This is a genomic window from Pseudomonas protegens, assembly GCF_003363755.1.
GTDB classification, from domain to species: domain Bacteria; phylum Pseudomonadota; class Gammaproteobacteria; order Pseudomonadales; family Pseudomonadaceae; genus Aquipseudomonas; species Aquipseudomonas danubii.
Genome location: NZ_CP031396.1, coordinates 3,259,231 through 3,283,421, shown reverse-complemented (window position 1 = coordinate 3,283,421; position 24,191 = coordinate 3,259,231). Strand labels below are relative to the sequence as shown.

Here is a 24,191-nt window from a genome sequence, read left to right as displayed (position 1 = left end):
GCTCTCTCCGACTTGTGACGCACAACGCTATCTAAATTTGCCGGTTTTGATACTTTCCCTCAGGATGCGCGCTGAATATGCGTCTAATGTTCGAGTTAGAGCGGTACAAGAAATTGCGTATGATAATCAATATCAATTGTTATTGCTTATTTGCGCGCCATAATGCCCGCCGCCAACTCATTTTGCAGAGTCTAGGGAGCTAGCTTGTCTAAGCCTGTCGAACCCTTGCGTTTGCTGCTACTGGCCGAAGAGCCTGTGTGGACAGCGTTGTTGCGCGAGTGTGTCGCTCCGTTGGGAGACTCGGTGGTATTGATCAGTGCTCCCACCTGGGAGTCGGTCAGTCGTTTGTTCGAAGACGATCGCAATGCGGTCCTGTTGACCATTCCACGCCTGCAGCCCGGTCCCGGGCGTTGCAGTTTGCCCACCATTCTATTGCTGGACCATGAGCCCTCAGTAGCCCCGGTGGGTGTCAGCGACTGGCTGGTGGGTTCTTGCCTGAGTACCGACGCCCTGCGTCGCTGCCTGCGTCATGTACGCGAGCGCGGTGTGCTGGAAAACACCCTGCAACGCCTGGCCGAGCAAGACCCCCTGACCGGCATCGCCAACCGCCAGGGCTTCCAGACCCTGCTGGCCGCACGGCTGGCGGAAAACGACGGTCGCGGCCTGGCCCTGGGGCACCTGGACCTGGACAACTTCCGCCACGCCAACGACGCCCTCGGCCACCAGGCCGGCGACCGCCTGATCTTGCAGGTGGTGTCGCGGCTCAAGAGCCAACTGGAGGCTGGTGACCAACTGGCCCGCCTGGGCAGCGACGAGTTTGCCCTGCTGATCGACACCCGCCGCGCGCCGCAGCGCGCCGAATGGATGGCTGAACGCATCACCGAAGCCATGGCCGAACCCTATTGGGTCGATGGCGAAAGCTTGTTGATCGGCTGCAGCCTGGGGATTGCCCATGCGCGAGCCAATGCCGGCGCCGACCCGTTGATGTGGCATGCACATATCGCCATGCAGCAGGCCAAGAGCACCCAAGGCTGCACCTTTCATATCTTCAATGAGCGGATCAACCGCAACGCCCGCAGCCTCGCCGATCTGGAAAGCGAACTGCGCCGAGCCTTGCGCCGTGATGAGCTGGAGCTGCATTACCAACCCCGGCTGAACCTGCATGACGGCAAGATCGTCGGCCTCGAAGCCCTGGTGCGTTGGCGCCACGGCGAGCGCGGCTTGCTGCCTCCCAGCGAGTTTGTGCCCCTGGCGGAACAGAGCGGGCTGATCGTGCCCTTGGGCTACTGGGTGATTTCCCGTGCTCTGCGAGACATGCAGGCCCTGCGCGAGCGTGGGCTGCCCTCGCTGCACATGGCGGTCAACCTGTCGTTCCGCCAGTTTCAGGACAGCCAGTTGCTCTCGACCCTGAGCCGGCTGATCGCCGAGCGCGGGGTTGAGGCCCAGTGGCTGGAGTTCGAGCTGACGGAAACCGCAGTGATGCGCCGCAGCGATCTGGTGAAGCAGACCATGGATGCCCTGGGGCGCCTGGGGGTGCGTTTTTCCCTGGACGACTTCGGCACCGGTTTCTCTTCCTTCGTCCACCTCAACAGCCTGCCGATCACCCTGCTCAAGGTCGACAAGAGCTTTGTCGGGGGCATGGAGCAGCGTGAAGAGAACCGCAAACTGGTACACGCCATGATCAACCTGGCCCACAACCTCAATCTGGATGTGGTGGCCGAAGGTGTGGAAACCGCGGAGCAACTGGCGTTGCTACGAGGCTTTGGCTGCGATCAGGTCCAGGGCTACCTGATCAGCAAGCCGTTGCCCCTGGCGGACCTGATGGAGTACCTGACGTTCGGCAGCAGCCAGCAGTCGCTGCAGGAGGGGATGCTTTAAGCGACGGATACCGGTGCTGATCCAGCGCCTTGGGCGGCGGGGACCCGCTCCCCGTCAATCCGCGCTGCTGGCTTGAACGTTCATCGCCGCAACCACGGGCTCGTGCTTGATCATGCGGCGCATCCGCCACTCGAACGCCAGGGTCAGGCTGATGGCCGCGCAGGCCAGGCCCAGGGCCAGTCCCCACCAGACACCGGTCGGTCCCCAGCCCAGGGTAAAGGCCATCAGCCATGCCGACGGGGCACCGATCAGCCAGTAGCAGCCCAGGCCCACCAGGAAGGTGGTCTTGGCATCCTTCAGACCGCGGATGGCGCCCATGGCGATGGTCTGGGTGCCATCGAACAGCTCGAACCAGGCCGCTACCGCCAACAGGCTCACCGCCAGTTGAATCACCTCGGCGAAGGCCGGGTCGTTATGGTCGAGGAACAGCCCGATCAACTGGTTGGGCAGCAGCCAGAAAACCATCGCGAACCCCAGCATCGCCACCGCGCCGAAGGCGATGCCGACCCGTCCGGCCAACCGTGCATCCAGCAGTTGTCCGGCGCCGTAGTGCTGGCCGATGCGCATGGTGATGGCGTAGGAGATACCCGCCGGCACCATGAACGCCACCGACACGATCTGCAGGGCGATCTGGTGCGCCGCCAGCTGGGTGCTGCCCATGGTGCCCATGCACAGCGCGGCGAAGGCGAACAACCCGACTTCCACCGCATAGGTGCCGCCGATGGGCAGGCCCAGGCGCCACAGTTCGCGCAGGTAATGGGTGTTCAGCCGGGCCAGGCCCTGGCGCAATGGGTACGCGGCATAGGCTGGATGGCGCTTGATGTGCCAGGCCAGGGCCAGCGCCATGCAGTTGGCGACGATGGCGGTCACCAGGCCGATGCCCATCAGGCCGAGTTTCGGCAGGCCGAACATGCCGGTGATCAATGCATAGTTGAGCAGGAAGTTGGCCACAGTCCCTGCCAGGCTGATGACCATCACCGGCGTCGCCCGGCCGATGGCGCTGGTGAAGCCGCGCAAGGCCATGAAGCTCAAGTAGCCGGGCAGGGCGAACGGCAGGATCAGCAAGAACTGGCCGGCAGCCTGGACGTTGCTTTCAGTCTGGCCAAAAAGCAGCAACAGCGGTTTGAGGTTCCACAGCAGCAGGCCGGCGACCAGGGCCATGATCCAGGCCAGCCACAGGCCGGCCTGGGTCAGGCGGGCGGCGCCCTGAATGTCTCCGGCGCCCTGACGAATCGCCACCAGGGTGCCGACCGCGGCAATCACGCCGATGCAGAAAATCGAGACAAAGGAATAGCTGGCGGCGCCCAGGCCACCGCCGGCCAGGGCTTGCGGGCTGAGGCGGGCCATCATCAGGGTGTCGGTGAGAACCATCAGCATGTGCGCCAGCTGGGAGGCGATCAGCGGCCCCGCCAGCCGCAGGATGGCCCAGAGTTCGGTACGTGCTGGATGCTGCATGGTCATCAGGCTCGATCAGGGTAAAGTCGGGGAGAGCGCTGATTCTCGGCGCTTCCGGGCCATAGCACAAAGGGATAAAAATACTTGCTGGCATGATAAAAACTCATGCGAATATCTTTCTGGTAGCGTTGCGTCATTCCGCTGCTGGAGCGCGTCCATGTCCCGTCGTCTTCCTCCTCTTTATGCCCTGCGCGCTTTTGAAGCGGCGGCGCGGCACAGCTCGTTCACCCGCGCGGCCGAGGAACTGTCCATTACCCAGAGCGCTGTCAGCCGGCATATCCGCACCCTGGAGGAGCACTTCGCCTGCCGGCTGTTCCAGCGCAGCGGGCGCAATCTGCAACTGACCGAAGCGGCGCGCTTGCTGCTGCCGGGTATCCGCGAGGGTTTCGGTGCCCTGGAGCGGGCCTGCAATACCCTGCGGGCCGAAGACGACATCCTGCGCATGAAGGCGCCGTCGACCCTGACCATGCGCTGGTTGCTGGCCCGCCTCAGCCGCTTCCGCCATCTGCAGCCGGGCAACGAAGTGCAGCTCACCAGTGCCTGGATGGACGTGGACTCCGTGGACTTCAACCAGGAGCCCTTCGACTGCGCGGTACTGCTGAGCAACGGACACTTTCCACCGGACTGGGAAGCCAGCTACCTGTTCCCGGAGTTGCTGATCCCGGTGGGTGCTCCGAACTTGCTCGAAGACCCGCCCTGGGATGTGGCGCGGCTGGCGGCCACGGAGTTGTTGCACCCGACTCCGGACCGGCGGGACTGGCGCAGTTGGCTGGAGCAGATGGGGCTCACGGATCAGGTTTCCCTCAAGGGCGGGCAGGTGTTCGACACCCTGGAACTGGGGATGATTGCGGCGGCTCGGGGTTACGGCGTGTCCATGGGGGATCTGCTGATGGTGGCCGAAGATGTGGCTCAGGGTCGCTTGAGCCTGCCCTGGCCGACCGCCGTCGCCAGTGGCTTGAACTATTACCTGGTGTGGCCCAAGACCCGGCCGGGAGGCGAACGTTTGCGTCGCCTCAGCGACTTTCTCCAGGGCGAGGTCCAGGCCATGCAACTGCCCGAGGTAGAGCGCCTCGGCTGAAACGATGCAGTGCCCGGCCGACGGGGGCGCGGAGATATCCTTGCTAGGCGCTCAAGTATTCGTGGGCGCCGCCGAATCCATGGGTTATGGAACCAGCGTTCAGGAAGGTCCTAAATTACTAAAAATCCTAGAATAATTACTGCCGAGTGTGCTGATCGATCAGGATGATCCGCCTTCTCGGGAAGGAGCCATCATGTCCCAACCCCGTGCCCGGATAGCCTCCCAGCTAGGGCTTGCCCTTGCCCTGATACTCGCTCTGGTGATCAGCGGCAGTACCCTGTTTGCCCTGCGTTCTCTGGATTCGGCGAATCTCGACACTAGAGAGGAGCACCTGGCCAGCGAAGCGCGCCTGCTGGCGGATCAGCTCAACACCTTTCACAGCAGCCTGCGCGAAAGCACCCAGCGCCTCAGTGGCTTGTTTGAAAACCGCTTCCGCAGCGGCCTGAGTCTGCATCCCGAACAACCGGTGAGTGTGGCCGGGGTCCAGACCCCGGGCCTGCACCTGGGGGACGTGGTGCTGAACAACAACTTCGAGGAAGTGGACGAGTTCAAGCAGATGACCGCCGGGGTGGCGACCCTGTTCGTGCGCAGCGGCGACGACTTCATCCGGGTCAGTACTTCCTTGAGCAAGCAGGACGGCAGCCGGGCCATTGGCACCTTGCTCGACCACGCCCACCCGGCCTATCAGAAACTCATGGCGGGGCAGGGTTATGTCGGCCGGGCGCTGTTGTTCGAACGTTTCTACATGACCCAGTACACCCCGGTGCTGGATCGTGCCGGCAAGGTGATTGCCGTGTTGTTCGTTGGTTTTGACTACACCGATGCGCAGAACGCTCAGTTCGACAATCTCCAGCGCTTTCGCATCGGACACAGCGGCTCCCTGGCCTTGCTGGACGAACAGCACAAATGGCTGGTGCCACCGGCGGGCGTGCAAGGCCTGGATCAGGCCGCGCAGGTCATGACCGATGCAGCGCAGCAGCCGGGCAAGGGCCGCTTCTGGAGCGACCAGGGCGAAGACTTCTACAGCCTGGCGGTGCCTTTTGCCGGTGGGCCCTGGTCGGTGGTGGCGAGCATGCCCAAAGCCGAGATTCGGGCGGTGACCTGGAGCGTCGGCATCCGTCTGGTGATCGGCAGCCTGTTGGCGATGTTGTTGGCGGTGGGCGCTACGGTCTGGCTGCTGCGCAGCAAGCTGGCGCCCTTGAGTGATCTGGTGCGTCAGGCCCAGGCCTTGGGCGGCGGCGACCTGAGTGCGCGGTTGAATGTGTACCGCCACGATGAGATCGGCCAACTGGCTCGCAGTTTCAACCAGATGGGTGAAGCCTTGTCGACCATGGTCGAGCACATCCGCCGTTCTGCCGCAGAGGTCAACGGTCGGGCCCAGGCCTTGTCTGGCCTGTCCAGCGGTGCCTATGAAGGTATGGAGCAGCAGTCGGGCGAGATCACCAGCATGGCGGGGGCGGTTGAGGAGTTCAGCGCCACGTCGCTGAACATCGCCGACAACATGGGCAGCACCCAGCGCCTGGCCGAGGAAAATGCTCAGCAGACCCATATCGGTCGCGAGTCCATGGAGCAGGCGTCATCGTCCCTGGAGCAGATTGCCGGGGCGCTCAACAGCACAGCTACGGTAATCAACACCCTGGGCCAACGCTCCCAGGAGATCGGCGGAATTGTCGGGGTGATCACCGCGATTGCCGACCAGACCAACCTGCTTGCTCTCAACGCCGCCATCGAGGCGGCCCGTGCCGGCGAGCAGGGTCGCGGCTTCGCCGTGGTGGCGGATGAGGTGCGCAACCTGGCGTCGCGTACCCGCGAGGCCACCGACGAAATCTCGCAGATGATCAACAGCATCCAGCAGGAAACCGGCCATGCCATCGAGACCATGGAACAGGGCAACCGGCTGATGCAGGAAGGCTTGTCGCGCAACGCCGATGTGGCTTCGGCCCTGGCCCTGATCGACGAGCAGAGCCGCAGCGCCGGCGAGCAGTTCGCCGCCATCACCACGGCCACCCAGGAGCAGAGCAGCACCGCCACGGTGCTCAGCAGCAACCTGCAGAGCATTGCCCAGGCCAACAGCGAGCAACGGGAAGTGGTGTCCAACCTGGCGCTCACTGCTCGTGAGCTGGAAACACTGGCCGCCGACCTGCGACAGGAAGTCGACCGCTTCCGCTGACAGTGGCCCTTTCGCCCCGCAACCCTGGGTTGCGGGGCAAGGTCCTGCTGCACGCCGGCGGCTATCGCATCCGGCGGTTCTGAGGTTTAGCGGGGTTCGGTCGGTTCACCCAGCCCCGGGTCAACGCGCTTGCCGATGTCCCGCAGGCGTGCCAATTGATCGACCATGGTCGGGGCCTCGTCGACGCTGCTGACGAAGGTCCACAGATAAGTCATTACCGCATACACATGCCCGGCCTTGACCTCGGGTGACAGCGCCAGCTGACTGATGGCGATGACGAACAGAATCGCCGCCACGGTGCCCAGAAACAGATAGGCCGCCGCCTCCCGGTCCGAGAGCCAGATGCGCAGCCGCGACAGCAGCCGATAGTGACGCTTCAGCGAGGCGGCGCCGACCTTGGCCACCAGGCCGATTTCCTTTTCCAGTCGATCGTTCAGGCGTTCGTGCAACTGCTGATTGCGCCGTGCAAAGCGCGGCAGCAGGGTGACGCACAGCAGCAGGGCGCCCAGGCAGGCCAGGCCGATCCAGGGCTCAATCACCAGCAGCATGACCGCGGCACCGACAATCGATACCAGGGCGGTGGCGATGGTCGGCACATGCTTTTCGAAGAAGTCGACGAACTCCCTGGCCAGCACCACCCGCGCCGCTGCCGTGGAAGTGTTTTGCTGCTGCAGGCGCTGATTGAGGATCACCGGCACCGCCAGGTCGGCGTAGATGCGGGTGAAGGTGCGGGTGTCCACCGCTCGCCGCGCGGCCCCCACGACCCAGAAGCCCAGCACCACCAGGGCGTAGATCAGCGCGTGGGTGGTGTCACCCCGCAGGATCGAGTCTACGGCGAACCCGGCAAACAGCGGGTAGGCCAGCAGCAGGGCGTTCTCTAGCGCCACCAGGGACAACGTGACAAACAGCTTGCCCGGGTACGCCCGGGCAATGGCCTTGAGCGTCTGGCCGGCCGATTGCTGGCCGATCTTTTGTGTGGAGTCGACGATAACGGATGGGGTGACGACAGACATGAGTGCACCACAGGTGTGATAACGGTTAATATTGAGCGACTGCTCAATTATCTTTGAGCGATCGCTCAAAATGCAAGCGCCGTCCATCTCGGCGTCAAGAGGCCCGATTGCCCATGTCCCGTAACGACCGTAAAGACCAGATCATCGGCGCGGCCCTGGAGTTGTTTCGCAGCAAGGGGTTCGCCGATGTCTCCACTCGCGACCTGGCCGAACATGCCGGGTTGTCCCGCAGTCATGTCTATCACTACTTCAGCGATTGGAAGGAGCTGCGCCGCGAGGCCTTCATCCGTTTTGCCAATGAGCAACTGGAGGCGGTGGGCGAACCGCTGCAAGGCGTCGCGCCCTTGGAGGCGCTGCAGGGTTTTCTTCGCGATTGCCTGCCCGATTCCGCCGAGGACGGCTGGGCGCTGTGGCTCGATGCCTGGGACGAGGCCATGTATGACCAGGAGCTGGCCGAGGCCTACCTGAAGATCAACGGTCAGTGGCAGCAGATGTTGGCGCAGATCGTCCACCGTGGGGTCCAGGCCGGAGTGTTCCGCTGCTCCAGCCCCGAACGCGTGGCACGACAGTTGTTCGCGCAAACCATGGGCTATGCCGATGACCTGCTGCTGCGGGCCTCGCCCGAAGCTGCCGAGGCTGCCTTGGCAGAAGTCTTGGAAGTGGCGGGCTTGCTGTTGGGGTTCGAGGACTAAGGGCCTCAGTACAAATGATGGGATCTTGTGGTGGTTAGCGCGATTTATTGGCTTGCTGAAACGATTCTTCGGCGCTATAAAAATCGTACAACTCCAATAAAGGCAATCCCTCGATGAAGTCCCTCAAACTGCTTGTTTCCCTCGCCGCGCTGAGCGCCGCTTCCCATGCCATGGCCTGGGACTATGTATTGCTCGACAGCGACAAGGCCGCCGACAACCTGCACCTCACCAGCCAGCAACTGGGGGTAAAGACCGAGCGGCCTTTTTCCGTGACCTTGCGCACCTTGCATGGCGGTCGCCAGGAAGGGGTGAGCATCATCGACATCGACAATGGTGTGATGAAGCTCTCGGTGGTGCCGACCCGGGGCATGAATGTGTTGCAGGCCTCGGTGGGCGATGTGCGCCTGGGCTGGGATTCACCGGTCAAGGAAGTGGTCAATCCGGCGTTCATCGAACTCAATGGCCGTGGTGGCCTGGGCTGGCTGGAAGGCTTCAATGAGCTGGTGACGCGTTGCGGCTACGAGTGGGTCGGGCACCCTGGCCTGGACAATGGCGAGTTGCTGACACTGCATGGCCGCGCGGCGAACATTCCCGCCAGCAAGGTCACCCTGCATATCGACGAGAAACCGCCTTACGCCATTCACTTGCGGGGCGAGCTCAAGGAGCAGGCGTTCAAGAAGGTCGATTTCAGTGTCGCCACCGAACTGGTTACCGAGCCCGGCAGCACCAGTTTCACCCTCAATGACCGGTTGACTAACAACGGTGATTATCCGAAGGAATACCAGGCGCTGTACCACAGCAACTTCAGCACGCCGTTCCTCGAGCAGGGGGCCAAGTTTGCGGCACCGGTGAAACAAGTCTCGCCCTTCAACGACAAAGCCAAGGCCGATCTGGGGGACTGGCAGACCTATCGCGGCCCGACCCGCGACTATGACGAGACCGTCTACAACGTCGTGCCTTATGCCGACGCCAAGGGCGAGACCCTGGCGGTGCTGCATAACAAGGCGGGTAGTCTCGGCGTATCGCTGGGCTTCAATACCCAGCAGTTGCCGGTGTTCTCGCTATGGAAGAACACCGACACCCAGGGCCAGGGTTATGTGACGGGACTGGAGCCGGGCACCAGTTTCTCTTACAACCGCCGCTATCAGCGTCCGCTGAATCTGGTGCCGACCATCGGCGCCAAGGAGCAACGGCAATTCCAGATCCGCTACAACCTGCTGGCGGACAAGGCTGCGGTGGATGATGCGCTGAGTCTTGTCGGCAAGATTCAGGATGGACGCCAGACCGAAGTGCGTCCCACGCCGCTGGTGGATCTGTCCAAGGAGTGACCCTTCAACCTGTGCTCGGCCGGTAATGCAGGGCTTCTGCCAGATGCTCGCGGTTGATCCGTGCCGCCTGCTCCAGGTCGGCCAGGGTCCGGGCCACCTTCAGCAGGCGGTGGGCGGCTCGTAGCGACAGGTCCAGGCGTTCGCAGGCCGCTTCCAGCCAGCGTTCGTCTGCCGTGGATAGCCGGCAATGGCGCCTCAGGCCGGGGAGGTCGAGATGGGCATTGGCGCAACCCTGGCGTTGGCGTTGCAGCTCGCGAGCTTGAGCCACCCGGGCGGCGGCGCTGGCACTGTCGTCCCCCGGTTGCGGCTCGGGGTTCAGGGCGGTGGCTTCGCGGGCCACGGTCAGGTGCAGGTCGATGCGATCGAGCAAGGGGCCAGACAGCTTGTTGCGATAGCGCTGGATCTGTTCCGGCGTGCAGCGACACCGTCCGTTGGGGTCGCCAAGGTAGCCACAGGGGCAGGGGTTCATGGCGGCTACCAGTTGGAAGCGCGCTGGAAACTGTAGCCGGTCGCGGGCGCGAGAGATGACGATCTGGCCCGACTCCATGGGCTCGCGCAGAACCTCCAGGACCTTGCGGTCGAACTCCGGCAGTTCATCGAGAAACAACACACCGTGATGGGCCAGGGTGATTTCTCCCGGACGAGGTTTCGAACCGCCACCCACCAGTGCAGGGCCTGATGCCGAATGATGGGGCTGGCGGAAGGGGCGCTGCGGCCAGTGGCGCAGCGGCTTGTGGCTGCTCACCGATTGAATGGCTGCGACTTCCAGGGCTTCGTCTTCCTGCAAGGGTGGCAGCAGGCCGGGCAAGCGACTGGCCAGCAAGGTCTTGCCGGTGCCGGGCGGGCCGCTGAACAGCAGGTTGTGGGCACCGGCGGCAGCGACCAGCAAGGCACGCTTGGCGGCCAGTTGGCCCTGGACTTCCCGCAGGTCGGGGTAGGGCGTCTGATTCTCCTGCAAGCCGTCGCTGACGTAAGCCGCGATGGGGGCGTGGCCATTGAAGTGGGCGACGGCCTCCAGCAGATGGTCTACGGCGATCACCTCCAGGCCCGAGGCCAGGCAGGCTTCCTCGGCATTGGCCCGGGGCACCAGCAGGGTGCGTCCCGCCTTGCGTGCCGCCAGCGCAGCCGGGAGCACACCGCGTACTGCTCGCACCGCGCCGGACAGAGCCAGCTCACCCAGGCATTCGATGTTGTCCAGCGCCAGGGCCGGCACCTGCACGCTGGCGGCGAGGATGCCCAGGGCGATGGCCAGGTCGAATCGTCCACCGTCCTTGGGCAAATCCGCCGGAGCCAGGTTGAGGGTGATGCGTCGCGGCGGGAAGTTGAATCCGGCGTTGAGGATGGCGCTGCGCACCCGGTCCTTGCTTTCCTTGACTGCAGCTTCCGGCAGCCCGACCAGGGTCAGGCTCGGCAGGCCGTTGGCCAGGTGCACTTCAACGCTGACAGCCGGAGCCTGTACGCCCACTTGGGCACGGCTGTGGATGATTGCCAGGGACATGGGAAGATCTTCCTTGAGACAGCGGGAACCGCGTCCTGCGGTGCTGCAAGGATAGATGAGGGCTTTGGCGGGAGGAGCTTTGAATGCGCACAGGATATGTCGCCGGCGCTACGGCTTTCGTTGGCAAACCGGCTCCAGGTTTGTAGGAGCCGGCTTGCCGGCGAATCGCGGGTTCAGCTCATTGCGCTGCCGGATTGAGCCGGGCTTCCAGCTCCGCCACTTTGGCCTCCAGGCTTTCCAGGCGTGCCCGGGTGCGGGCCAGGACCACCATCTGGCTGTCGAATTCTTCCCGGCTGACCAGGTCCAGTTTGCTGAAGCCGCTTTGCAGCAGGGCCTTGAACTGGCTTTCGATTTCATTGCGAGGCAGAGGTGTTTCACCGCTGAGCAAACGCGAGGCGTGGCCGCTCAGGGCATCGAGAAGGTCTTTGGGCGCGAGCATGGGAGTGTCCTGAATAGCAGATGGGCTGCAGTGTATCACGCACGGCTCAAGGGCTTGGTGGTGCCCGCTCTGCACGTTTTTCGCGCATCCGGGCGGGCGCTCGCGCACCGTTATTGTGCGTATCCGCGGTGCCGATTTGTGGCAAGCCCGAACGGCTGTGGGCAAGAGACTGAAATCACTGATTTTTCCCGAGCTGGCAAGCTTTCTGCTTAGACCTTGGTGACCCATGCACTGATGCAGTCGCTGTGACGAATGCAGTGCGGCAGGCGGAGCGGGGAGTGTTTCGTCAGAAGCGGTTAGCTGGCGTCGGTCTGGCTGAGGAAGGCCGACGATGCGTTACAAAGCCAGGCACTGCGCTTAGACTTGAGTCGGGTTTGTTTTCCTGGGGCAAGTCCACCAATTCGGGAGAAAGTTTCATGAAGCTAGTCACTGCCATCATCAAGCCGTTCAAGTTGGACGACGTGCGCGAGTCGCTGTCCGAGATCGGCGTGCAGGGCATTACCGTCACTGAGGTCAAAGGCTTCGGCCGGCAGAAGGGTCACACCGAGCTGTATCGCGGTGCGGAGTATGTGGTGGATTTCCTGCCCAAGGTGAAGATCGATGTCGCCATTGACGACAAGGATCTTGACCGGGTTATCGAGGCGATAACCAAGGCCGCCAACACCGGCAAGATCGGTGACGGCAAGATCTTCGTGGTCAATCTGGAACAGGCTATTCGCATCCGTACCGGCGAAACCGATACCGACGCAATCTAAGCCGCCAAACCCAACGCCCCAGGAGAAAACAATATGACTCTGCGTAAATTCGCAGGGCTAGGAGCCCTTTTGTCCCTCGTAATGCCTGGCCTGGCCATGGCGGCAGACGAAGTGGCGGCTCCAGTCCTCAATTCCGGCGACACCGCCTGGATGCTGACTTCCACAGCCTTGGTGCTGTTCATGACCATTCCTGGCCTGGCGCTGTTCTACGGCGGCATGGTGCGGTCGAAAAACATTCTTTCGGTGCTGATGCAGTGCTTTGCCATTACCGGCCTGATCAGCATTCTGTGGGTCATCTATGGCTACAGCATTGCGTTCGACACGACGGGCATGGAACAGGGCGTCGTCAACTTCAACTCCTTCTTCGGTGGCATGGGCAAGGCCTTCCTGGCGGGCGTGACCCCAGCCAGCGTAACCGGCCCAGCGGCGCTGTTCCCTGAAGCGGTGTTCATCACCTTCCAGATGACTTTCGCCATCATCACTCCGGCGTTGATTGTCGGTGCCTTCGCCGAGCGGATGAAGTTCTCCGCCATGCTGATCTTCATGGGCGTCTGGTTCACCCTGGTGTATGCACCGATCGCGCACATGGTCTGGTCCGGCAACGGCGGCCTGATGTGGGACTGGGGCGTGCTGGATTTCGCCGGCGGCACCGTGGTCCACATCAATGCCGGTATCGCAGGCCTGGTGGCGTGCCTGGTACTGGGCAAGCGCAAAGGCTTCCCTACCACGCCGATGGCTCCCCACAACCTGGGCTATACCCTGATGGGCGCGGCCATGCTGTGGGTCGGTTGGTTCGGCTTTAACGCCGGTTCCGCCGCTGCGGCCAACGGTACTGCCGGCATGGCCATGCTGGTGACGCAGATCGCTACTGCCGCCGCGGCCCTGGGCTGGATGTTTGCCGAGTGGATCACCCACGGCAAGCCAAGCGCGCTGGGTATCGCTTCGGGCGTGGTCGCCGGCCTGGTAGCCATCACTCCGGCAGCGGGCACCGTTGGCCCGATGGGCGCCCTGATCATCGGCCTGGCCGCTGGCGTGGTGTGCTTCTTCTGTGCCACCAGCCTCAAGCGCAAGCTGGGTTATGACGACTCCCTGGATGCCTTCGGCGTTCACGGCATCGGCGGTATTCTTGGCGCGATCCTCACCGGTGTGTTCGCCGCTCCATCTCTGGGCGGCTTCGGCACCGTGACCGACATCGCCGCGCAAGTCTGGATTCAGTGCAAAGGTGTGGGCTTTACCGTGATCTACACCGCGATCGTGACCTACATCATTCTCAAGGTCCTGGATGCCATCATCGGGCTTCGGGTTACCGAGGAAGAAGAAGCGGTCGGCCTCGATCTGGCACAACACAACGAGCGGGGTTACAACCTGTAATCGCGCCTGAAAAAACGCCCGGCTCCGGCCGGGCATTTTTTTGCCTGGCATTTGTCATTGAGAAAGGCTGAATGGATTTACTGACAAGCATTGGCGTGTATGCCGTGGCGATTTCCAGCAGGACAAATGCTTACACTAAAGCAGGATTATTCGGCGCTTTGTTTTTTCCCTGAGCGCGCTAGAATGCGCGCCGAAGCGTGGAGATCGGTATGTGGCAACAGACCCTGATTACCCTGCGGGCCAGGCCCCGGGGCTTTCATCTGGTGACGGACGAGTTGCTCGCCGGCCTGCCTGAGTTGAGGGCATGTCGGGTTGGTCTGCTGCATTTATGGCTGCAACATACCTCGGCCTCGTTGACCATCAACGAGAACGCCGATCCGGCGGTACGGCGTGACTTCGAGCGTTTCTTCAACACCCTGGTGCCTCAAGGCATGGCCGGGTACGAACATGACGACGAGGGCGCGGACGACCTTCCGGCGCACTTCAAAGCCAGTTTGCTAGGCTGTCAGCTGACTTTGCCGGTAGCGGCGGGGCGCTTGGCGCTAGGCACCTGGCAAGGTGTTTATCTGGGCGAGCATCGCGATCACGGCGGTGCTCGCAAAGTCCTTGCCACCCTGCAGGGTGATCGGGCATAAGCCGCTGAGTATCAGTGGACGTTGATTTTTTTCCGGCAGCCTTCGACAGTCGGCGCAGCTGGGCTATAACTAATCTGCTTTTCGCAAGTCATGAGGTAGAACATGAGCGACGATGATCTGGAAAACGACGACCTCGAAGTAGGTGACGAAGACGAAACCGAAGAAGGTCTTGAAGCGGCCGCCGACGATGTGGCGGAAGACGACGGCAGTGATGTTCCTGCTCCGACCGCCAAAGGCAAGGCCAAGGCCGCCGTCTCGGTAGACGAGCTGCCGAGTGTCGAAGCCAAGAACAAGGAGCGTGATGCACTGGCGCGTGCCATGGAAGAGTTCCTGGCCCGTGGCGGTAAAGTGCAGGAAGTCGAGGCCAATGTGGTCGCCGATCCGCCCAAGAAGCCTGATAACAAGTACGGCAGCCGGCCTATCTGAGCCTTGTTACTTGCTTGCTGAAAAAGCCCGCCGTCGCTGCGGGCTTTTTCATGGGCGCGTGCCGGGTAAATGGCGCCGCGTGGCGGCGATCGCGAGCAAGCTCGCTCCTACAGAACGAGCCGCATCAACTGCCGCTGTGCCAGCGACCCAGCAGTGCTGGCAGTTCTTTGAGGCTGCGAATCTCGGCATCAGGGGCGCGCTCGGCTTCCCAGGCCTTGCCCGCAGGATTGAACCAGATGGCCCGCAGGCCCGCCTGCTGGGCGCCGGCAATGTCGTCGCCCGGGTGATCGCCGATATGCACGGCGGTTTCGGCCGTTGCGCCACCGCGTTGCAGGGCTTCATGGAACAGCCGGGCATCCGGCTTGGCGACCCCGATGTCTTCGGCGCACAGGGCGAACTTGAAGTAGTCCGCCAGACCCAGGCGACGCACGTCGGCATTGCCGTTGGTGACGACCCCTAGGGCGAAATGATTGGCCAGGGCCTCCAGGGTCGGCTGAACCTCGGGGAAGATGTCCAGCTGATGCCTGGCATGCAGGAACACTTCGAAGCTCTGGTCGGCTAGCTGGCTGGCTTGGCTGTGCTCATACCCGGCCTCTTCCAGGGCATGGAACAGCACCCGGCGGCGCAGGGCGCTGATCCGGTACTTGAGCGTCGGCTCGTCCTGCAGCACCCGTTCGCGAATGGCCCACAGATGCTCCACCGGCACGCCGCCGAGATTCGGTGCGTGCTCGGTCAGCCACTGGCGCAGGGTGGCTTCGGCGCTGACGATCACCGGCGCGGTATCCCACAGGGTGTCGTCGAGGTCGAAGGTGATCAGCTTGATGGTCATTACTCACCGCCTTTGTTGCGTTTGGCCCGTGGATGGGCGCTGTCGTAGACCGCTGCCAGGTGCTGGAAGTCCAGGTGGGTATAGATCTGTGTGGTCTTGATGTCCGAATGCCCCAGCAACTCTTGCACGGCTCGCAGGTCCTGGGAGGACTCCAGCAAATGGCTGGCAAAGGAATGGCGCAGCATGTGCGGGTGCAGGTTCTGTCCCAGTTCCCGCTCGCCGGCGGCCTTGACCCGCAACTGAATGGCTCGTGGCCCCAGGCGGCGCCCCTTCTGGCTGACGAACAGGGCGCCGTCCGGCGGGTTGCTCAGGGCTCGCAGCGGCAGCCACAGCGTCAGGGCTTCCCGGGCCTTCTTGCCCACCGGCAGCACACGGGTCTTGCTGCCTTTGCCCAGCACCTGCACCAGGCCGTCGGCCAGATCCAGCTGTTCGAGGTTCAGGCTGGTCAGCTCGGAGAGACGCAAGCCGCAGGAGTAGAACAGTTCCAGGATCGCCTGGTCGCGATGGGCCAGGAAGTCGTCTTCTACCGCGCCGTCGAGCAGTTGCAGGGCGCGGTCGGTATCCAGGGTCTTGGGCAGGCGACGTTCGCCCTTTGGCGGTGCCAGGCCGTTGGCCGGGTCGTGATCGCACAGCCCTTCGCGGTTCAGGTAGTGATAGAGCCCGCGCACGGCGGACAGAAGGCGTGCCAGGCTGCGTGATGACTGACCTTGCTGGTGCAGGCGGGCAATCATGCTGCGCAAGCCCTGGATATCCAGGTCGGTCCAGCTGCGCACCTGCTGCTTTTCACAGAATCCCAACACCTTGTCGAGATCGCGCCGGTAGGCCAGCAGGGTATGGGGCGACACCTGGCGCTCACTGCGCAGGTGTGCGCAGTAGGCATCCAGTTGCTGCTGCATGGTCAGCGTACCGAGCGCAGCGAGTGGGTGAAGCGCGGCAGCACGCGGCCGGTGACTTCAGCAATGTAATTGAGGAACAGGGTGCCTACCGAGCTCTTGTAGTGCTGCGGGTCACGGCTGGCGATGGCCAGTACACCGTGCATGCCCTGGTGCGCCAGGGCGACTACCGCAGTGGAGCCGATCTGCTTGCGCTGTTCTTCGCCGAAGAGAAAGTCCAGTTCGTGCTCGCGCAGGCTGCCACTGACACTCTTGCCTTCTGAAAGCAGGCCGCCGATGGCGCCCTGGGCTTCGGCGGCGGAGACCCAGCGGCCTACCGGCATGGGGCTGTCGCTGAACAGAATCAGGCTGACGAAGGGCACCTGGAAATCCTGGCGCAGGCTGTCTTCGACACTCATCACCACCTCTTCCAGGCTGGTGGCGTCCATCAGGGCCAGGATCAGGCGTCGGGTTTTGTCGAACAGCCGGTCGTTGTCCCGGGCCACGTCCATCAATTGCGACAGGCGATGGCGCATCTCGATGTTGCGCTCGCGCAGGATCTTCATCTGCCGCTCCACCAGCGATACGGTGTCGCCGCGCTGGTGCGGAATGCGCAAGGCCGGGAGCAACTCGTCGTGCTCGACGAAGAAGTCCGGATGGGCCTCCAGGTACGCGGCAACGGCTGCTGCGTCCAGGTCGGCAGAAGGCGTTGGGTCGGGCTTTGCGGCGGGAGCCTGCGGCTGATCAGTCATGGATTTCGCTCACTTAAAGACGCACCTGTCCTTCGTATACGCGCACTGCCGGACCGGTCATCATCACCGGTTGGCCAGGGCCTGCCCATTCAATGGACAGGCGCCCGCCCGGCAGGTCGATCAATAGGGGCGAATCCATCCACCCCTGGCTGATCGCGGCCACTGCGGCTGCGCAGGCGCCGGTACCGCAGGCCTGGGTTTCCCCGGCGCCACGTTCCCAGACCCGCAATTGCGCGCGTTGACGGTCCAGCACCTGGATAAAACCGACATTGACCCGCGCCGGGAAGCGCGGGTGATGCTCGATCTTCGGCCCCAGTTCGTGTACCGGCGCGCTGTTGATGTCATCCACCCGCAACACGGCGTGAGGGTTGCCCATGGACACGGCGGCCAGCTCGACCTGCAGGCCGTCGACGTCCAGCGTGTAGCTGTCGGCCTGGGCCGGGGCCTGGAACGGAATGTCCGCCGGCACCAGGCGCGGAGCCCCCATGTTGACGCTGATCTGTCCGTCGTTGCGTACATCCAGTTCGATGACGCCGCTCTTGGTCTCGACGCGGATCTGACGCTTGGTGGTCAGGCGCTTGTCCAGTACGAAACGGGCGAAGCAGCGGGCGCCGTTGCCGCACTGTTCCACTTCGGAGCCGTCGGAGTTGAAGATCCGGTAGCGGAAGTCCACGTCCGGGTTGCTCGGGGCCTCGACGATCAGCAGTTGATCGAAGCCGATTCCGGTATGGCGATCACCCCATTGTTTGGCGTGCTTGGGCAGAATATGCGCGTGCTGGCTGACCAGGTCGAGAACCATGAAGTCATTGCCCAGGCCATGCATCTTGGTAAAACGCAGCAGCATGGTCTTACTCCGGCAGCAGGCTTTCGCCAGCGAATAACTCGGCTACCGTCTCGCGGCGACGCACTTCAACAGCCTGGTCACCATCGACCAGTACTTCAGCGGCACGGCCGCGGGTGTTGTAGTTCGAGCTCATGACGAAACCATAGGCACCAGCAGAATGCACCGCCAGCAGATCGCCCTCGGCCAGGGCCAGGTTGCGTTCCTTGGCGAGGAAGTCGCCGGTTTCGCAGATCGGTCCGACGATGTCGTAGGTGCGGGGTTCGGCATCCCGCGGCTGGACGGCACTGACATCCATCCAGGCCTGGTACAGCGCTGGGCGGATCAGGTCGTTCATGGCGCCGTCGACGATGGCGAAATCCTTGTGTTCGGTGTGCTTGAGGTACTCGACACGGGTCAGCAGTACACCGGCGTTGGCCACGATGAAGCGGCCCGGTTCGAACACCAGGGCCAGGTCGCGGCCATCCAGGCGTTCACGCACGGCCTTGATGTAGTCGGCGGCCAGTGGCGGCTCTTCGTCGCGATAACGCACGCCCAGACCGCCACCCAGATCGATGTGGCGCAGGTAGATGCCGCATTCTCCAAGACGGTCCACCAGATCCAGCAGGCGGTCGAGGGCGTCGATGAAAGGGGCCAGGGTGGTGAGTTGCGAGCCGATGTGGCAGTCGACCCCGACGATATCCAGGTTCGGCAGCTGCGCGGCGCGGATGTACACGTCCTCGGCAGTCGCAATGTCGATGCCGAACTTGTTTTCCTTGAGCCCGGTGGAGATATACGGGTGAGTGCCGGCATCGACGTCGGGATTGACTCGCAGCGAGATTGGCGCGCGAACACCCAGTTCGGCGGCCACCAGCTGCAGGCGCTCAAGCTCTTCTGCGGACTCGACGTTGAAGCAATGGACGCCCACTTCCAGGGCTCGGCGCATGTCGTCACGGGTCTTGCCGACACCGGAAAAGACAATCTTGTCGGCTTGGCCGCCAGCCGCCAGGACGCGCTCCAGCTCGCCCCGGGAGACGATGTCGAAGCCTGCGCCCAAGCGCGCCAGGACATTCAGCACACCCAGGTTGGAGTTGGCTTTTACCGCGAAGCAGACCAGGTGCGGCATGCCGGCAAGCGCCTCGGCATAGGCCAGGTACTGGGCCTCGATGTGCGATCGGGAGTAGACGTAGGTCGGCGTGCCGAAACGCTCGGCAATGGCGGACAGGGCTACGCCTTCCGCGAACAGCTCACCGTCGCGGTAGTTGAAAGCGTCCATGGTGAGCCCTTAGTAGGTGTCGTGCTTGTGCGACTTCGACTGCGATTTCGCCTGTTCTTCTGGGGATTTGCTGTCATCGGGCAGATACAGCGGGCCTTTCTGGCCGCAGGCGGTAACAAGGCAGGCAACCGCGACGAGCGCAGCAAGGGAAGAGATCAGGCGCTTCATGGCGAAATCCTTGAGAATGCGTAAATTGCGCCCGAGTATACCGGCCACCCGGCAGCTTGCCTATGCAGCGTAACTCCCGTCCAGCGGGCCTTTGCCAGGGGCTGCTCAGAGGCTTTGGTCGGCTTCCGACACAATGGGCGTCGCATTTATCCACCTGTTCGGTATCCTTTGCATTCGCCGGGGAGCGTCCGTATCTTGCGGCGCTTGAGCGTGAGTAGACACTTTTTGAGGTTCCTGCAATGAGTTTGACCGAAGCCCGTTTTCACGACCTGGTGGACGCCACCCAGCAGACGCTGGAGGATATTTTCGATGAGAGCGACCTGGACATTGACCTGGAAAGCTCCGCCGGAGTGCTCACCGTCAAGTTCGACAACGGCAGCCAGGTGATCTTCAGTCGCCAGGAACCTTTGCGCCAGCTGTGGCTGGCCGCCCGCTCCGGTGGTTTCCACTTCGACTACGACGAGGAAAGCGAGCGCTGGATGTGCGACAAGAGTGAAGAGCAGCTGGGGGAGATGCTGGAACGCATCGTTCTCGAACAGGCGGATATCAAGCTCGATTTCGAAGGGCTCTGAGGTCGTGACTCAGCCCGCCGCAGCCCGACCGCCCAAGCCGCTCTACAGTAATGTCAGCCCGGCGGTCAGTTCGCCGTGCATCAGTCTGTGCCGTCTCGATGAGGAGAAGGTCTGCCGCGGCTGTTTCCGCCATGTGGAGGATATTCGCGAGTGGCGTTCGGCCGATGACGAGCGGCGGCGAGTGATCTGCGCACAAGCGCTGCAGCGCAAACAGAGCGGTACAGCCGGGGGACTTTAGGTTCGTACTGGTACGGTTTGTTTATTCAGTGTGCTGTGATAGTGTCCGACTTCGCCTCGCTACATCGAGGCCGGTGAGAACCCCGTCTTATTTGGCGGGGTTTTGCTTTTTTGTGCAGAAAAAATAGGAGTCAGCCAGGATCATGAGTACTGCACCATCCATCATCCTTACCCGCCTTGACGTGCAACGTCTGGAGCGCCTGATCGACAGCCTGGACGACTCGCTGCCAGGCGTCATTGCACTGCAAACCGAGTTGGATCGTGCCGAAACGCTGGTGGGTCACGATGAAGTACCGGCCGGTGTCGTAACCATGAACTCGCGTGTGCATTGCCGTGAGGAAAGCAGTGGCAAGGACTATCACCTGACCCTGGTTTATCCACAGGACGCCAACGCCGACGAAGGCAAGATTTCGATCCTTGCACCCGTGGGCAGTGCCTTGCTGGGCTTGCAGGTGGGTCAATACATCGACTGGCCGGCGCCGGGTGGCAAGACCCTGAAGCTGACTCTGCTGGAAGTGGAATACCAGCCGGAAGCCGCGGGCGACTACCACCTCTGATTTGCGGCTAGACCTGCTCGAGCGCGTCGTTCAGTGCGCGCTCCAGGCTGGCCTTGTAGCGCAGATACACAATGCTCGAACTTTGCATATCACCGAGCAGGCCGGACAGGTCCAGGTCGGTGATGTAGCAGCGATAGCGTTCCGGTTCACGGCGCTGTCCGACGATTTCCTGGGCCACCGCGCTGAATAGCTGGTTGCCATATTCCAGTTCGGAAAACTCCCGTTGATTGCAGTACAGCGAGACTTGCACCTGGCCAGGTGCAGCCTTGCCGATGATCGCCTGCACGTCATAAAAGGCCTTGTTCACCGGGGTCGCAGGTGCTGGTCGCGGCTCTACCCGGCGCGCCCGACCGGTGCCTGAGGGCAGTATCTGCAAGTAGAGTGTGTCCAAAGGTTTCTCGCCCTGGCTACTGTCCATCGACTGTAGCGCTTCACGGCGGTAGAGGATCGACTGCAGGAAGCGCTGCAGGGGCACCAGCAGGCTTTGTTCGTCGTGGTACGCCAGGGTCTGCTGCCACAGGGCGTTGTGCTCATCGAGGATATAGAGTTCGGCGTGCTGCTCGATGATCCGATAGAACACCTGAATGCAGTCTGGCTGGCCCATGGGCAGGATCAGCGCCAGGTCGTGATCTTCCAGGGCCATGGGATCGAGGTGCAGGGGGCTATAGCGGGCTTGCTCCTGGCTCAGGTATTCAAGCAGTGCGGCGGGTGTCGCCATGGCCCGATGCCGAACCTGGCCGGGTACCAGTTCGAGGACGTGAAAGTGCTGCTGGACCTGGATCAGGTAGCGGTAGTTGAGCTGACTGAGCAGGAGGTGGTGCGCGGTTTCGAACAGCTCCTCCACCCGCCGAGCGATGAACTGTGCGCGGTTGTGGCAGAAGCAGCGGACCCGCAACCGTGGTTGTGAGTCGGACGGCAGGTTGTTGAGGTAGTCCCGCAGGCATTCGAGCAAGGCATGTTCAGCGTCATAGCGCCCGACCATGACCTCGTTCCAGCTATTGAGGGTGACCTGATCCAGGGTCAGCACCAGGTTTTCCCGCACCCCGGCGTAGCTCAGGGAGTCGGTGCGCTCGGTGGTCATGAGAATGTTCAGGTCGCGGTGATGCTTGAGCGGGTCGACTCCGACGTTTACCAGGATCAGCACTTCGCCGGGTACGCTGGCATGCAGCAGCTGTTCTTCGTCGACGGTGGTCAGTGGCAGGGCCACCGTCTGTTGCAGGCTGCCAAGCAAGTTGAACAGCTCGAACTCGCTCAGGTCGCTGCTGCCAGGGTGCAGGGCCAGGCGCGTGCTGCTATCGATCACCCCATTGCGATGGCACCAGGTCAGTAGCTCAAGCAATTCACGGCTGCGCTTGATAGGCGCGAAGTGCTCCCACTCCAGGGCGGTCAGATTGCCGTTGTACAGGCCCCAATGAGTCTGCCCTGGTTCTTTCTTGTTCGGCGATTGCACCAGGGTCAGGGTGTCTTCCGCGAGGTCCGGGGCGATGCCGGGATTGATGAACTCGATTTTCCCCGCCTTGCGTTCGAATGCCGCGTACAGGCGTCGGCCCAGCACGTTCAAGTCGCGTTTATTGATCAGGCTGGCGGCCTGTTCGGTGCGGGCGAACTGGGTCAGGAAGCGGTAGCTGTAGTTGAGCTCGTTGACCAGCGCCCGGCGCTCGCTGCTGACTTGGCGCACTTTCCATTGGCTGCGACTGTCCAGCAGGGCCAACTGGCGCTGATCCCAGCCCCATTCGCTGGCCAGGCGCTCAAGCAGTGCCCGCTGCCAGCTCGGGCTGCGAGCGCCATTGCCGCTGGAAAGCTTGCGGTTGACCTTGAGGTACAGGCTGCGCCGTACCAGTTCCAGACGCTCGGGCTCGCCACGGGCCTTGAGGTATTCCTCGATGCGTCGGTAAACCACGATATAGGGGTCGAGCTCGTCCAGGTCCAGGCGGTTGGCGAACACCGCCTGCTTGAAGCGCAGGCTCAGGCACTGGACCCTGGGATGCTCACTGGCGTAGACCTCGATCAGCAGCAGCTTGAGTACTGATTTGTAGGGGGACTCGATGCCCTTGAACAGCTGCCAGAGTCCGGCTCCGATGAACTCGCCGGGCGGAATGCGTGCCATGTGGCCCAGGTCCAGATTCTCTTCGGCGGGTACGAAGCGCTTGGAGAGCAGGGTGTGGAGGTAGCGCTCGTAGCGGGACTCCTCGTACACCGGCACCAGCCACCACAACGGCGTGCGTCCGGCCAACCAGATGGCGGTGCGGTAGAACTCGTCGAGCAGCAGGTAGTGCTGGGTGGTGCCGCAATCATCCGAACTCAGCTGTGTATCCCGCTCACCGCGGACAAAGCGGTTGGGGTCGATCAGGAAAAAATGCGCCTCGGCGCCCTGGCCCGCGGCCCAGGCTTCCAGCAACTGGCATTTCTTCTGCAGTTCGGCCAGCTCGGTTTCGCTCAGGTCCGGCGCATGGCACACCCAGACATCCATGTCGCTCTGGTCCGCCTGGGCCAGGGTGCCCAGGCTGCCCATGAGAAACAGGCCGTGGATAGGACGAGGTGGATTGCCATGACGAGGCTTGTAGGAAAAGGAACGGGTCAGGCGCTGGGCTTCAGCCAGGGCTTGCGGGTCGGGCTCGTAGTTGGACAGTCCCGCCGGGGTAGCGCCGGAAACGTAGCCAGGCAGCAGGGGGTGATTGACGTGAAAGAACAGTGGCAGCAGGTTGAGGACCAGCTGCTGGCGTGCCGACAACCCTTCCATTGCCCGAGCCATGCGTCCGGCATTGAGGGTGAGAAAACGCGCGCGCAGTTGACTGAGAACCTTGCGATCGATTCCTTCATCCAGATCGGGACGGATTTCATGGGTATGGGGCATTTCAAGCTGAGCTCGAACGTGGCGGTTTGAGGACGGCAGCAGTTTATCGTCAGACAAGACCGAGCCTTAAGCTGATTTTGTTTTTTGACGCCAGATTTCTAGCGTATTGGCGGGAGGGTGCCTACGGAATCCGACAGACGGGAACCCCGCAGGCCGAGGAACGGTGTTCAGGCGGTTTCTTTGACGCTCAGGATGGTCAGCAGGCCTTGGGCATGTTCAGCAGCATCCCGGCCAAGGCTGGTCAGGTAGCCCCCATCGGGCTGGGTAATCAGTTCTTTGTCAAACAGGCGTTGGGCGGCGGCGATGGCAGAAGGGGCGGCGGTCTGATGGATTTTCAGGCCTTCCTGGGAGTTGTCCAGGTTGAAGAGTGCAAGGATTTCCAGTTCGGCAACCAACTCAGGGGTATACGACATAAGGACTCCAGACTTTCTAGGAATGAGAGGTCAGCGTTCTTAAGGTGACCGCAGAACGGCGGCGTGTCCAGCATTCGCTGAGGACTTTTGTACCTGGGGGCAG

General features: G+C 62.5%; 24 protein-coding genes. 12 read left to right on the top strand and 12 right to left on the bottom strand.

Annotated elements, in window-relative coordinates; all coding sequences use genetic code 11:
• Positions 1–204: 204 nt before the first annotated feature.
• The gene (locus tag DWF74_RS14800) at positions 205–1,878 is read left to right on the top strand and encodes a putative bifunctional diguanylate cyclase/phosphodiesterase (RefSeq protein ID WP_102862244.1); all 1,674 of its coding nucleotides are present in this window, start codon (positions 205–207) and stop codon (positions 1,876–1,878) included.
• A 54-nt stretch (positions 1,879–1,932) separates the two neighbouring features.
• Here the strand turns inward: DWF74_RS14800 and DWF74_RS14795 are convergent, their stop codons facing one another.
• The gene (locus tag DWF74_RS14795) at positions 1,933–3,333 is read right to left on the bottom strand and encodes a NorM family multidrug efflux MATE transporter (protein WP_205413492.1); all 1,401 of its coding nucleotides are present in this window, start codon (positions 3,331–3,333) and stop codon (positions 1,933–1,935) included.
• Positions 3,334–3,490: 157 nt separating this feature from the next.
• Here DWF74_RS14795 and DWF74_RS14790 point away from each other — a divergent pair, with 157 nt between their 5' ends.
• Positions 3,491–4,411 carry a LysR substrate-binding domain-containing protein gene (locus DWF74_RS14790; protein ID WP_102862242.1) on the top strand — a complete coding sequence of 307 codons (921 nt, stop codon included), beginning with the start codon at positions 3,491–3,493 and terminating at the stop codon, positions 4,409–4,411.
• A 193-nt stretch (positions 4,412–4,604) separates the two neighbouring features.
• Positions 4,605–6,581, top strand: coding sequence for a methyl-accepting chemotaxis protein (locus DWF74_RS14785; RefSeq protein ID WP_115581201.1), 1,977 nt, complete (start codon positions 4,605–4,607; stop codon positions 6,579–6,581).
• Positions 6,582–6,667: 86 nt separating this feature from the next.
• Here DWF74_RS14785 and DWF74_RS14780 read toward each other — a convergent pair whose 3' ends face one another.
• On the bottom strand, positions 6,668–7,594 hold the full coding sequence (locus DWF74_RS14780; protein WP_205413491.1) for an ABC transporter six-transmembrane domain-containing protein: 927 nt from the start codon (positions 7,592–7,594) through the stop codon (positions 6,668–6,670).
• Positions 7,595–7,707: 113 nt separating this feature from the next.
• Between DWF74_RS14780 and DWF74_RS14775 the strand changes: the two genes are divergently transcribed.
• Together DWF74_RS14775 and DWF74_RS14770 are read left to right on the top strand one after the other, a co-directional pair.
• Complete coding sequence (locus DWF74_RS14775) at positions 7,708–8,286, top strand: TetR/AcrR family transcriptional regulator (protein WP_102862239.1); 579 nt, start codon at positions 7,708–7,710, stop codon at positions 8,284–8,286.
• Positions 8,287–8,399: 113 nt separating this feature from the next.
• The gene (locus DWF74_RS14770; RefSeq protein WP_115581199.1) at positions 8,400–9,614 is read left to right on the top strand and encodes an aldose 1-epimerase family protein; all 1,215 of its coding nucleotides are present in this window, start codon (positions 8,400–8,402) and stop codon (positions 9,612–9,614) included.
• A gap of 4 nt (positions 9,615–9,618) precedes the next feature.
• Here the strand turns inward: DWF74_RS14770 and DWF74_RS14765 are convergent, their stop codons facing one another.
• A complete protein-coding gene (locus tag DWF74_RS14765) occupies positions 9,619–11,112 on the bottom strand; it encodes a YifB family Mg chelatase-like AAA ATPase (protein WP_115581198.1) in 1,494 nt (497 codons plus the stop codon).
• Between the two features lie 178 nt (positions 11,113–11,290).
• Positions 11,291–11,551, bottom strand: coding sequence for an accessory factor UbiK family protein (locus tag DWF74_RS14760; protein WP_072451854.1), 261 nt, complete (start codon positions 11,549–11,551; stop codon positions 11,291–11,293).
• Between the two features lie 416 nt (positions 11,552–11,967).
• On the opposite strand from DWF74_RS14760, the gene glnK reads away from it, so the two are divergent.
• From glnK to sutA, 4 genes are all read left to right on the top strand, one after another.
• A complete protein-coding gene (glnK, locus tag DWF74_RS14755) occupies positions 11,968–12,306 on the top strand; it encodes a P-II family nitrogen regulator (protein WP_002555808.1) in 339 nt (112 codons plus the stop codon).
• Between the two features lie 33 nt (positions 12,307–12,339).
• On the top strand, positions 12,340–13,677 hold the full coding sequence (locus DWF74_RS14750) for an ammonium transporter (RefSeq protein ID WP_115581197.1): 1,338 nt from the start codon (positions 12,340–12,342) through the stop codon (positions 13,675–13,677).
• A 209-nt stretch (positions 13,678–13,886) separates the two neighbouring features.
• A complete protein-coding gene (locus DWF74_RS14745; protein ID WP_102862235.1) occupies positions 13,887–14,312 on the top strand; it encodes a secondary thiamine-phosphate synthase enzyme YjbQ in 426 nt (141 codons plus the stop codon).
• 102 nt (positions 14,313–14,414) lie between these two features.
• Positions 14,415–14,738: a transcriptional regulator SutA gene (gene sutA / locus DWF74_RS14740; protein ID WP_007926654.1), complete on the top strand. Its 324-nt coding sequence runs from the start codon at positions 14,415–14,417 to the stop codon at positions 14,736–14,738.
• Between the two features lie 124 nt (positions 14,739–14,862).
• Here sutA and DWF74_RS14735 read toward each other — a convergent pair whose 3' ends face one another.
• From DWF74_RS14735 to lptM, 6 genes are read right to left on the bottom strand one after another with little or no spacing between them, the layout of a single operon-like run.
• Entirely contained in the window at positions 14,863–15,567 is a 705-nt protein-coding gene (locus tag DWF74_RS14735) for an HAD family hydrolase (RefSeq protein WP_102881267.1), read from the bottom strand.
• The gene (gene xerC, locus DWF74_RS14730) at positions 15,567–16,463 is read right to left on the bottom strand and encodes a tyrosine recombinase XerC (RefSeq protein WP_110594241.1); all 897 of its coding nucleotides are present in this window, start codon (positions 16,461–16,463) and stop codon (positions 15,567–15,569) included. Before xerC ends, DWF74_RS14735 begins: the two co-directional genes overlap by 1 nt.
• A gap of 2 nt (positions 16,464–16,465) precedes the next feature.
• The gene (locus DWF74_RS14725) at positions 16,466–17,191 is read right to left on the bottom strand and encodes a DUF484 family protein (RefSeq protein ID WP_102881265.1); all 726 of its coding nucleotides are present in this window, start codon (positions 17,189–17,191) and stop codon (positions 16,466–16,468) included.
• A 13-nt stretch (positions 17,192–17,204) separates the two neighbouring features.
• On the bottom strand, positions 17,205–18,035 hold the full coding sequence (dapF, locus tag DWF74_RS14720) for a diaminopimelate epimerase (RefSeq protein ID WP_115581196.1): 831 nt from the start codon (positions 18,033–18,035) through the stop codon (positions 17,205–17,207).
• A 4-nt stretch (positions 18,036–18,039) separates the two neighbouring features.
• On the bottom strand, positions 18,040–19,287 hold the full coding sequence (gene lysA, locus DWF74_RS14715) for a diaminopimelate decarboxylase (protein WP_115581195.1): 1,248 nt from the start codon (positions 19,285–19,287) through the stop codon (positions 18,040–18,042).
• A gap of 9 nt (positions 19,288–19,296) precedes the next feature.
• Positions 19,297–19,455: an LPS translocon maturation chaperone LptM gene (gene lptM, locus DWF74_RS14710; RefSeq protein WP_082729310.1), complete on the bottom strand. Its 159-nt coding sequence runs from the start codon at positions 19,453–19,455 to the stop codon at positions 19,297–19,299.
• 239 nt (positions 19,456–19,694) lie between these two features.
• On the opposite strand from lptM, the gene cyaY reads away from it, so the two are divergent.
• The 3 genes from cyaY to rnk all read left to right on the top strand — a co-directional run bounded on the left by cyaY (position 19,695) and on the right by rnk (position 20,821).
• Positions 19,695–20,027 (top strand): iron donor protein CyaY, encoded by a 333-nt coding sequence (gene cyaY / locus DWF74_RS14705; RefSeq protein ID WP_102862229.1) that lies wholly within the window; start codon positions 19,695–19,697, stop codon positions 20,025–20,027.
• 4 nt (positions 20,028–20,031) lie between these two features.
• A complete protein-coding gene (locus tag DWF74_RS14700; RefSeq protein ID WP_102862228.1) occupies positions 20,032–20,265 on the top strand; it encodes a DUF1289 domain-containing protein in 234 nt (77 codons plus the stop codon).
• A gap of 142 nt (positions 20,266–20,407) precedes the next feature.
• Positions 20,408–20,821, top strand: coding sequence for a nucleoside diphosphate kinase regulator (rnk, locus tag DWF74_RS14695; RefSeq protein WP_011064182.1), 414 nt, complete (start codon positions 20,408–20,410; stop codon positions 20,819–20,821).
• 7 nt (positions 20,822–20,828) lie between these two features.
• On the opposite strand, the gene DWF74_RS14690 is transcribed toward rnk, so the two are convergent.
• Positions 20,829–23,675 (bottom strand): class I adenylate cyclase, encoded by a 2,847-nt coding sequence (locus DWF74_RS14690; RefSeq protein ID WP_115581194.1) that lies wholly within the window; start codon positions 23,673–23,675, stop codon positions 20,829–20,831.
• A 167-nt stretch (positions 23,676–23,842) separates the two neighbouring features.
• Positions 23,843–24,088, bottom strand: coding sequence for a TIGR02647 family protein (locus DWF74_RS14685; RefSeq protein WP_025130885.1), 246 nt, complete (start codon positions 24,086–24,088; stop codon positions 23,843–23,845).
• Between the last annotated feature and the right edge of the window lie 103 nt (positions 24,089–24,191).